The 11,904-nt window shown below is 53.4% G+C and carries 4 protein-coding genes; all 4 read left to right on the top strand.

The window, feature by feature from the left end; translation table 11 throughout:
• Nucleotides 1-9: 9 nt before the first annotated feature.
• Entirely contained in the window at nt 10-1,473 is a 1,464-nt protein-coding gene (locus B5M42_RS23315; RefSeq protein WP_134757810.1) for a sensor histidine kinase, read from the top strand.
• Entirely contained in the window at nt 1,470-2,102 is a 633-nt protein-coding gene (locus B5M42_RS23310; RefSeq protein WP_167690378.1) for a response regulator transcription factor, read from the top strand. Before B5M42_RS23315 ends, B5M42_RS23310 begins: the two co-directional genes overlap by 4 nt.
• Nucleotides 2,103-2,441: 339 nt before the next feature.
• Nucleotides 2,442-10,607, top strand: coding sequence for a X2-like carbohydrate binding domain-containing protein (locus B5M42_RS23305; protein WP_230633162.1), 8,166 nt, complete (start codon nt 2,442-2,444; stop codon nt 10,605-10,607).
• A gap of 324 nt (nt 10,608-10,931) precedes the next feature.
• Nucleotides 10,932-11,904: chitobiase/beta-hexosaminidase C-terminal domain-containing protein (locus tag B5M42_RS23300; RefSeq protein WP_230633161.1), on the top strand; the 973-nt coding region annotated here is incomplete at its 3' end.

Genomic DNA, 11,904 nt, shown 5'->3' with positions numbered 1-11,904 from the left:
GTGGGGCTTATGATCATTTCGATTGTACTTATCGTTTTTTTTCTGATCCTTTGTGTGCTTATTTTTGTTACAGACAGCAAAAGAGACGTTTATAAAATGACGTGCCGCTGGATCGGCGTTTCATCGATTGTCGGTGTGATCGGCAATATCGCGCACGCGTGGGCCGGATTGCTTCCACGGCTGGAGCAGCGCGGCCATGCCGGTCAAGCATTGCATGCTTGGCTGTTGGAATCCGCCAACTGGCTGTATCTGATTTTTACGATCATCGCCTATTATGCGCTCCCCTATGTTTTTTTCATGTTTGCAATTGCCTTTCATCCCGAGCTTTCCGCGAAATGGCACAGAAGAGGATTGTTCGTATTGCTGATTCCTGCCCTCGCGTCGCTGATCTACAGTTTGGCGAATGCTCAGGAGGAATTTCCGCGTCTATTTGTCATCTTGTGGATCGTGCCTTACTTTGCAGCGGGGGGCGTGCTGCTGATTCACGGATTCAGGGCGGAATGCAACCGCCTTGTGCGGGGGTACCGCTTATTTATTTGCTGCGCTTTTATTCCGGTTGTTTGTCTGGTCATGCTGAAGGATTATGTGTTTCCCGTGTTTGGAGTTGAGCAAGAGGCGCTTATTTCGTGGAGCATCGGCCTTTCAACGATCGTATTTGTCACCTACTTCTGCATTCGTTTCGGCATCCTTGGCGTCCAGATTAAATTTGAAAAAGAACGGATTATCGGCTCCGTGCGGGCCGTTGTGTCCAGTACGTCGATGTTGAATCACGCGATTAAAAATGAAATCGGCAAAATTGATTTTCAATTAACCAAATTAACGAAATTAGCATCACATCCGGACTCGCAAGCTATCCTCAATGAAATTGAAATTGCGCGCAATTCTACCATACATTTATTGGAAGTTGTTAAACGGATCGAATATCACTCCCGGGTTCTGGAAATCAAGGAGGAGCGCCACTCGTTGGTCGATATTCTGGAACGCAGCTTACTGATGAATGCGGCATCGATGGCCAGCGAGCATGTTGAAATCAGAAAAGATTACCAGCTGCGGCCGATATTGACGGTCGACAGCGTGCACATTCAGGAAGCGTTCAGCAATATTGTGATGAATGCGCTAGAGGCGTTGGATACCGACAAACGGATCGACATCTCGATTCGCAAAGCCGACAAGGAAATCTGCGTTGCGTTCAAGGATTACGGGAAAGGGATGCAAGAGGATCTGCTGCCTTTTGCGCTGGAGCCTTTTTTCAGTACCAAAAAGAATAGACAAAACTTCGGACTCGGATTATCCTATTGCTTGCACGTGATGGAAAAGCATCGGGGGCGTCTGCTATTCGCAAGTCGCCTCAACGAAGGTACGACCGTGACGTTATGCTTTCCTGTGACTAGATATGCGGGAGAAGAAGCGGATGCCGCGCTTGAATCGCCCGCGAAGCGGAATGCCTGGAGGGAAGGATGGGATTGCAAATGATCAAGGTGCTTCTGGTTGACGATGAAGAGTTTTGGCGAAACGCGTTGACCGAATATTTGCAAGCTGAACCGGATCTGGTTGTGATCGGAGCCGTGGCTACCAAGGAAGAAGCGCTGCAAATTGTCCAGTTGATTGATATCGATGTAGCCATTGTCGATGTGATGCTGACCGCTTATCAACACGACGGGCTAGAAGCAGCCGGAGACATGATTCGCTTGAAGCCGGCTACGAAAGTCATCGTTCTGACCTCGATGTCGGAAGGGGATATTATCATCGATACCTTTGCGCTGGGAGCTGTGAATTTTATCGAAAAGACTGCGTACAAGGATTTGCCTGAAGCCGTCCGTGCAGCTTATCAGAACCGGACCTCGATTCATGCGAGCGGCGCGGAGGTGCTGCTGCTGGAATTTTTGCGGTTGAAGCAGAAGGAACAGGCCGGTATGCTGACGCCAACGGAAAAAGAAATTTTACAACGAATCTATCAAGGGCAAACGCAGGAACAAATTCAACGGCAACTGAACGTATCGAGAAGTACGATCAAGAACCATGTTACGAATATTTTGAAAAAGTTAGGGGTTCGCAACAGCAAGGAAGCAGCGGTGCTTGCAGCCAAAAGGAAATGGCTGTAGTGACCGATAATCGAACGTGATCTGGAGGATGGGCCGCAGTAAGCGGCTGTCGCCGGTCGCGTTTTTTTTGTGCGGTGAAGCTTGCTCCTAGATGAAAATAGGACATTCAAGCGGGTTGCTCCCAGATGAATTCAGGCCTTATGAGCGGGTTGTGAACCGTATTAAAATGAATTACACATTCGATGTAGGTCTAAATATGCCATATCCAACGGGGCGTGAGCTTCGATTGAGTAAGCGGTTTCATCGAAAGGGCCGGTTCCCGAATTTTGGCGTTCTCGATCACTTCGCGGTTTTCGCGAGACTTCCACACACCATCCATTCATTCCACGAGGTGAGAGCATGAGGAGAAGCAAATTTTTCCGATTCGTCATACTGGGCTTGGTCGTCCTGTTATGCATACCGCTATCGGGTCAGCAAGCCGAAGCAGCTGATTACACGCATGGCGTTGACGTCGCGGGAACGGCAGCCACCATTTGGTTACAACCGGAGGTGAGCATGCTCTGGGTCGATGTGCATTACAATCTCAATTCGGGCGCCCAGCAAAACATCAGAATGACTTACAACTCCAGTTTGACCCGATATGAGCAACCCCTAACCGTTGCGGACCACGATGTAGTCAATTACAGCTTTACGTATTTTGACGGCGCCAATGCGATTGATACGCCTTGGTATCAGGCTACGGCTTCGAGCAGCGTTTCCAAGCCTGTGATCTGGCCTGGCTCAAGCGGAACGTATAACGGGTCAGCTACAGTGGCGATCACCACATCAACCAGCGGCGCGGAGCTTTACTATACGACGGATGGAAGCACGCCGACCTCGTCTTCGACGCGATACTGGGGGCCGTTCACCATTACGCAGTCCACTACCATTCAAGCCATCGGGGTGAAAACAGGACTGAATCCTTCGGCAGTAGCCAGCGCTGCCTATACCATTTGTACAAGCAGCTGCTTGACGGACCACGGTGTGGAAATGGCCGGAACGACGGCCACCGTCTGGTTCCAATACAGCCAATCGCTGATTTGGACAGACCTGCATTACAACATCAACTCAGGCGGGCAGCAAAACGTCAGAATGACCTATAATTCCTCGAAAGCCAGGTACGAGCAGGATGTCAGTCTTACGGCGGGCGATGTGCTCGATTTCAAGTTTACTTATTTCGATGGGGCTTCGGCAACAGATACCGCTGGATATGTCTATACTTTTGCGTCCGATAGCCAGATCAGTCCGGCGAATGCGGCATTTGACAAAATGACCGCTGCGCAAGCGGATATCGGGGTAACGCTGACGTTAAATGGCAATACGTTTACGGGGATTGGCAACGGCGCTTCGGTACTGACTGCCGGCAGCGACTATGCCGTGGACGCAACGGGTACAATGGTAACCGTTCGTAAGGCGTATTTGGCCACCTTGGCCAATGGCACGGCGACGCTGGTCTTCAAGTTCAGTGGCGGAGCGGACCAGAGCTTGTCGGTGACGATCACGGATACGACGCCACTGGACAGCCAGATCAGTCCAACTACGGCTGCATTCGATAAAAAGGTGAGCGCGCAAGCAGACGTTCCCGTGACGCTGACGTTAAACGGCAATACGTTCTCAGGTGTGTGGAACGGGGCTGCGGCCTTGACTGCTGGAACGGACTATACCGTAGCAGGTAACGTTGTGACGGTTCAAAAAGCGTACCTCGCCAGCTTGGCGAATGGCACAGCAACGCTAGTATTCAAGTTCAGCGCGGGAACGGATCAAAGCTTGTCGGTGACGATCACGGATACGACACCACTGGACAGCCAAATCAGTCCAACGACAGCTGCGTTCGATAAAAAGGTGAGCGCGCAAGCGGACGTACCCGTGACGCTGACGTTAAATGGGAATACGTTCTCAGGCGTGTGGAACGGGGCTGCGGCCTTGACTGCGGGGACCGATTATACCGTAGCAGGAAACGTTGTGACGCTTCAAAAGGCGTATTTGGCCACGTTGGCCAATGGCACAGCGACGCTGGTATTCAAGTTCAACGCGGGAGCGGACCAAAGCTTGTCGGTGACGATCACGGACACGACGCCGTCTGACAGCCAGATCAGTCCAACAACAGCTGCGTTCGATAAAAAGGTGAGCGCGCAAGCGGACGTGCCCGTGACGCTGACGTTAAACGGGAATACATTCTCAGGCGTGTGGAACGGGGCTGCGGCATTAACTGCGGGAACGGACTATACGGTGGCAGGAAACGTTGTGACGCTTCAAAAAGCGTACCTCGCCAGCTTGGCGAATGGCACAGCGACGCTAGTATTAAAGTTCAGCGCGGGAGCGGACCAAAGCTTGTCGGTGACGATCACGGATACAACACCACTGGATAGCCAAATCAGTCCAACTACGGCTGCGTTTGATAAGAAAGTGAGCGCGCAAGCGGACGTACCCGTAACGCTGACGTTAAATGGGAATACGTTCTCTGGTGTGTGGAACGGGGCTGCGGCATTAACTGCGGGAACGGACTATACGGTGGCAGGAAACGTTGTGACGCTTCAAAAGGCGTATTTAGCTACGTTGGCCAATGGCACAGCGACGCTGGTCTTCAAGTTCAGTGGCGGAGCGGACCAGAGCTTGTCGGTGACGATCACGGATACGACGCCACTGGACAGCCAGATCAGTCCAACGACAGCTGCGTTCGATAAGAAGGTGAGCGCGCAAGCGAACGTTCCCGTGACGCTGACGTTAAATGGCAATACGTTCTCAGGTGTCTGGAACGGGGCTGCGTCCTTAACTGCCGGGACCGATTATACCGTAGCAGGTAATGTTGTGACGCTTCAAAAAGCGTACCTCGCCAGCTTGGCGAACGGCTCTGTGACGCTAGTATTCAAGTTCAGCGCGGGAGCGGACCAAAGCTTGTCTGTGACGATCACGGACACAACACCACTGGATAGCCAAATCAGTCCAACGACAGCTGCGTTTGATAAAAAGGTGAGCGCGCAAGCGGACGTGCCCGTGACGCTGACGTTAAATGGGAATACGTTCTCAGGTGTGTGGAACGGGGCCTCGGCCTTGACTGCTGGAACGGACTATACCGTATCAGGTAACGTTGTGACGCTTCAAAAAGCGTACCTCGCCACCTTGTCCAATGGCACAGCAACGCTAGTATTCAAGTTCAGCGCGGGAGCGGATCAAAGCTTGTCGGTGACGATCACGGACACGACGCCGTCTGACAGCCAGATCAGTCCAACAACAGCTGCGTTCGATAAAAAGGTGAGTGCGCAAGCTGACGTACCCATTACGCTGACGTTAAACGGGAATACATTTTCCGGTGTGTGGAACGGAGCCGCGGCTCTGACCGCGGGAACCGATTATACCGTAGCAGGAAACGTTGTGACGCTTCAAAAAGCGTACCTGGCCACCTTGGCCAATGGCACAGCTACGCTGGTCTTCAAGTTCAGTGGCGGAGCGGATCAGAGCTTGTCGGTGACGATCACGGATACGACGCCACTGGACAGCCAGATCAGTCCAACGACAGCTGCGTTTGATAAAAAGGTGAGCGCGCAAGCGGACGTACCCGTCACTCTGACGTTAAACGGGAATACATTTTCCGGCGTGTGGAACGGGGCTGCGGCTTTGACCGCGGGAACCGATTATACGGTAGCAGGAAACGTTGTGACGCTTCAAAAAGCGTACCTCGCTGGCTTGGGGAACGGCTCTGTGACGCTAGTATTCAAGTTCAACGCGGGAGCGGACCAAAACTTGTCGGTGACGATCACGGATACGACGCCGTCTGACAGTCAGATCAGTCCAACGACAGCTGCGTTTGATAAGAAAGCGAGCGCGCAGGCGGACGTGCCGGTCACGCTGACGTTAAACGGGAATACGTTCTCAGGTGTCTGGAACGGAGCCTCTCCCTTGACTGCCGGGACCGATTATTCCGTAGCGGGCAACGTTGTGACGCTTCAAAAAACGTATCTCGCCAGCTTGGCCAATGGCACAGCGACGCTAGTATTCAAGTTCAACGCGGGAGCGGACCAAAGCTTGTCGATGACGATCACGGACACGACGCCGTCTGACAGTCAGATCAGTCCAACGACAGCTGCGTTTGATAAGAAAGCGAGCGCGCAAGCGGACGTGCCCGTGACGCTGACGTTAAACGGGAATACATTTTCCGGCGTGTGGAATGGGGCTGCGTCCTTAACTGCGGGAACGGACTATACCGTAGCAGGAAACGTTGTGACGCTTCAAAAAGCGTACCTCGCTGGCTTGGCGAATGGCACAGCCACGCTGGCATTCAAGTTCAGCGCGGGAGCGGACCAAAGCTTGTCGATGACGATCACGGATACAACGCCACTGGATAGCCAGATCAGTCCAACAACAGCTGCGTTTGATAAAAAGGTGAGCGCGCAAGCGGACGTGCCCGTGACGCTGACGTTAAACGGGAATACATTTTCCGGCGTGTGGAACGGGGCTGCGGCCTTAACTGCCGGGACCGATTATACCGTAGCAGGTAACGTTGTGACGCTTCAAAAAGCGTATCTTGCCAGCTTAGCTAATGGCACAATCACACTGGCATTCAGGTTCAGCGCGGGAGCGGACCAAAGCTTATCGGTGACGATCACGGATACGACCCCGTCTAACAGCCAAATCAGTCCAACGACAGCTGCGTTTGATAAAAAGGTGAGCGCGCAAGCGGACGTACCCGTCACGCTGACGTTAAACGGGAATACATTTTCCGGCGTGTGGAATGGGGCCTCGACCTTGGCTGCCGGGACCGATTATACCCTAGCAGGAAACGTTGTGACGCTTCAAAAAGCGTACCTGGCCACCTTGGCCAATGGCACAGCTACGCTGGTCTTCAAGTTCAGTGGCGGAGCGGATCAGAGCTTGTCGGTGACGATCACGGATACGACACCACTGGACAGCCAGATTAGTCCAACGACAGCTGCGTTCGATAAAAAGGTGAGCGCGCAAGCGGACGTGCCCGTGACGCTGACTTTAAACGGGAATACGTTCTCGGGTGTGTGGAACGGGGCTGCGGCTCTGACCGCGGGAACCGATTATGACGTAGCGGGCAACGTTGTGACGCTTCAAAAAGCATATTTGGCTACATTAGCCAACGGTTCGGCAACGCTAGTATTCAAGTTCAGCGCGGGGGCGGACCAAAGCTTGTCCGTGACGATCACGGACACAACACCACTGGACAGCCAAATCAGTCCAACCACGGCTGCGTTCGATAAAAAGGTGAGTGCGCAAGCGGACGTGCCCGTGACGCTGACGTTAAACGGGAATACGTTCTCAGGTGTGTGGAACGGAGCCGCGGCTTTGATCGCGGGAACCGATTATACCGTAGCAGGTAACGTTGTGACGCTTCAAAAAGCGTACCTCGCCAGCTTGGCGAACGGCTCTGTGACGCTAGTATTCAAGTTCAGCGCGGGAGCGGACCAAAGCTTGTCGGTGACGATCACGGACACGACGCCGTCTGACAGCCAGATTAGTCCAACGACAGCTGCGTTCGATAAAAAGGTGAGCGCGCAAGCGGACGTGCCGGTCACGCTGACGTTAAATGGGAATACATTTTCCGGCGTGTGGAACGGGTCTGCGGCCTTGACTGCCGGGACCGATTATACAGTAGCGGGCAACGTTGTGACGCTTCAAAAAGCATACCTCGCCAACTTGGCGAACGGCTCTGTGACGCTAGTATTCAAGTTCAGCGCGGGAGTGGACCAAAGCTTGTCGGTGACGATCACGGATACAACACCACTAGATAGCCAAATCAGTCCAACCACGGCTGCGTTCGATAAAAAGGTGAGCGCGCAAGCAGACGTACCCGTCACGCTTACATTAAATGGGAATACGTTCTCAGGTGTGTGGAACGGGGCTGCGTCCTTAACTGCGGGAACGGACTATACGGTGGCAGGCAACGTTGTGACGCTTCAAAAAGCGTATCTTGCCAGCTTAGCTAATGGCACAGCGACGCTGGTCTTCAAGTTCAGCGCGGGAGCGGATCAAAGCTTGTCGATGACGATCACGGATACAACGCCACTGGATAGCCAAATCAGTCCAACGACAGCAGCATTCGATAAAAAGGTGAGCGCGCAAGCGGACGTGCCCGTGACGCTGACGTTAAATGGGAATACATTTTCCGGCGTGTGGAACGGGTCTGCGTCCTTAACTGCTGGAACGGACTATACGGTGGCAGGTAATGTCGTCACGCTTCAAAAGGCGTATTTGGCTACATTAGGGAATGGTTCGGCAACGCTAGTATTCAAGTTCAGCGCGGGAGCGGATCAAAGCTTGTCGGTGACGATCACGGACACGACGCCGTCTGACAGCCAGATCAGTCCAACGACAGCTGCGTTCGATAAAAAGGTGAGCGCGCAAGCGGACGTACCCGTTACGCTGACGTTAAACGGGAATACATTTTCCGGTGTGTGGAACGGGGCTGCGGCTCTGACCGCGGGAACCGATTATGACGTAGCGGGCAACGTTGTGACGCTTCAAAAAGCGTACCTCGCCAGCTTAGCGAATGGCACAGCGACGCTGGTATTCAAGTTCAGTGCGGGATTGGATCAAAGCTTGTCGGTGACGATCACGGATACGACGCCACTGGACAGCCAGATCAGTCCAACGACAGCTGCGTTCGATAAAAAGGTGAGCGCGCAAGCAGACGTACCCGTTACGCTGACGTTAAATGGGAATACATTTTCCGGCGTGTGGAACGGGGCTGCGTCCTTGACGGCGGGAACGGACTATACCGTAGCGGGCAACGTTGTGACGCTTCAAAAAGCGTATCTCGCCAGCTTGGCGAACGGCTCTGTGACGCTGGTATTCAAGTTCAGCGCGGGAGCGGATCAAAGCTTGTCCGTGACGATCACGGACACTACCACATCGCTGGACAGCCAGCTCAGTCCGACGATAGCTTTTTTTGATAAAAAACCCAATATGCAGACTGATGTCAGGGTGACATTGACGTTAAATGGCCATACGCTCACGAATATCCGGCAAGGGCCCGTTGTATTAACTGCCGGGGTGGACTACATCGTAGCAGGCAACGTCGTGATGCTCCAAAAAACGTATTTGGCCAGCCTTCCCATCGGGGCCATAACGCTAACATTCAGCTTCAGCGGAGGGGCTGACCAGCGCTTCACGCTTCGGATCAGCAATACAAGCTTTGCCGTCGTTCCTTCCTTCCCGCAATTACTGGAGCCTGCTTCATTGATAACCGTACCTGTCACCGGGTATGTGGAAAGCGGGAAGCCGGGTGAAGCGGTCGGTACCATTACGATCACGCGCACAACCGATCCGAATGGTGCCATTCATGATCAATATGTATTAACGCCGGATCAACTGGAAGACGTGCTCCCGCTCCTTCTAACGGCAGGGCAATCGACGGTGCGGATCGTCATTCCGGACGTCAAAGATGAGGTGTCCCTTACAGATGTTATTATTCCTGCAGCAGTCATCCAGCTATTGAGCAAGTCGCAAATGGATCTGGAAATCTGCACAGAGAACGTCATCGTGCGAGTTCCGCATACTTCATTAAGCGGTGTGAAGGATGACGTATATTTCCGTCTGGTTCCCATTAAAGAAGAACAGCGACGGCGCGAGTTGGAACGACGTGCGCGGGCTGAGCAGTCCGTGATCCTTTTGGCGCAAGGTAAAGAGGTAGAGATTATCGCTCGTCCAATGACGATTGAAACGAATCTGCAAAATCATCGGGTTACCTTGATCTTGCCTGTGCGCGATGTGCGTCTGCCGACAGATGCCGGAGAAAGAGCGGATTTCCTGGCCAAGCTCCCGGTCTATATTGAACATAGCGATGGAGAAAAGCGAGTCGAACAGCCACGCGTGGTTGACTATCGGCCGGGTTTGTATGGCCTACAGTTTGACGTTAACAAATTCAGCACTTTTGCCATCCTGAACATGAAACAATATCATTCAGCGTACATGCAAGGCTTTGCGGACGGGACCTTCAGGCCCGAGCAAACGACGACGCGCGCAGAAATCGCTGCTATTCTGGCACGAATTCTGGGTGGGCAGGACAAAGAAGCAGGCGTTCCCTCTTACCCGGACGTACCGTCTACGCATTGGGCATTTTCCATGATCGAATTTGTCAAACGTACGGGACTGATGATTGGAGATGAGAACGGCAATTTCAGACCGGATGTCCCGCTGACACGGGGGGAAATGGCAGTCATTGCAGCGAGATTAAAGCAATTGGCCAGCCCTGTCCCCGAGCAATCCAGCTTTGTCGATGTCGCCGCGAGCCATTGGGCCTCACCCGCCATTGAAGCGGCGCATCGCGCGCAAATTGTGGACGGCTACCCGGACGGAACCTATAAGCCGAACGGCCAACTGACAAGAGCAGAGGCAGTGGCCATCGTCAATCGTTTGCTGAATCGCGGCCCGCTATATGGCGTGTTTTCGCCGCATTGGCCCGATGTTCCAGCCAGCCATTGGGCGTATGGCCAAATTGAAGAAGCATCTGAAAATCACGATTATACCGCTCGTCTAGAGGGCGGAGAGAGCATAGTTGATTAACAAGATGGGCTGTCGCAAGTCACCTGGGGGTGGCGGGACAGCTCTTTTTTTATTGTCCGGCGCCGGACTACGGATGCGAAAGGACAGGGCGCCGGACATGCTGGCCGCGAGTCGCAGACCGCTCATGTCCTAGCTTCGAATAGGACTTTTTTGCAACAATTCCCAGTAAAACTTTGGCCTTATGCATGAAAAAAAAGTATATTAAAATTTATTTAGAAAGCGCTTTCTCGATTGTGCTGGAGCGCTTTTCCGATCCATGCGAGGTTGGTGCGCAGCCGGGCAGCAGTATTACACACTAATTTTGAAGCAAGAGGTGAACGAACGATGAAAAGCAAGTTTACAAGACTGGTTTTACTTTGCATGGTTGTTATTCTCAGTATGCCCCTTTTTGCATTAAGTGCGGGAGCGACCGACTATACGCACGGAGTTGATGTTTCCGGAACGAATGCGGCGGTTTGGTTCAAGCCAAGCGCAGGCATGTCGTGGGTGGACATCCACTACAATATCAACGGGGGAGCGCAACAGAACGTAAGGACAACCTACAACGCGGCTCAAACCAGATTTGAGCAGCCAGTGACGGTTGCCGCGGGCAATGTGATCAACTACAGCTTTACGTATTTCAACGGAGCGGCAGCCGACACGGCCTGGTACAGCTACACAGTAGGCAGTCAAGCCAGCGTAGCGACGCCAACGTTCTCGCCGGACCCTAGCGCGACGTATACGAGCGCCGTCACGGTGACGATTTCCACAGCGACAAGCGGCGCGGACATTTACTACACGACCGACGGCAGCGCGCCGACCACATCCTCGACGAAGTACACAAGCGGTTTCGCGCTTTCGCAGTCCGCTACGGTTAAAGCGATTGCCGTCAAAGCCGGCATGACCCCGTCGGCGGTAGCCAGCGCCGCCTACGCGATTTGCAGCAGCAACTGCACACCGCCTCCGACAGATCCGGGACAGGATCACGGCGTAGACGTATCGGGAACGACGGCAGTCGCTTGGTACAAGCCAAGCTCGGGCATGTCGTGGGTAGACATTCACTACAACATTAATTCAGGCGCACAGCAAAACGTCAGAACGACGTACAATGCCGCGCAGTCCCGTTACGAGCAAACGATGACGGTTGCTGCGGGCAATGTGATTAACTACAGCTTTACGTATTTCAACGGAGCGGCAGCCGACACGGCCTGGTACAGCTACACAGTAGGCAGTCAAGCCAGCGTAGCGACGCCAACGTTCTCGCCGGACCCTAGCGCGACGTATACGAGCGCCGTCACAGTGACGATTTCCACAGCGA

The sequence above is a fragment of the Paenibacillus athensensis genome (genome assembly GCF_004514475.2).
GTDB lineage: Bacteria > Bacillota > Bacilli > Paenibacillales > NBRC-103111 > Paenibacillus_AL > Paenibacillus_AL athensensis.
This window is presented reverse-complemented; position numbering and strand designations above follow the sequence as displayed.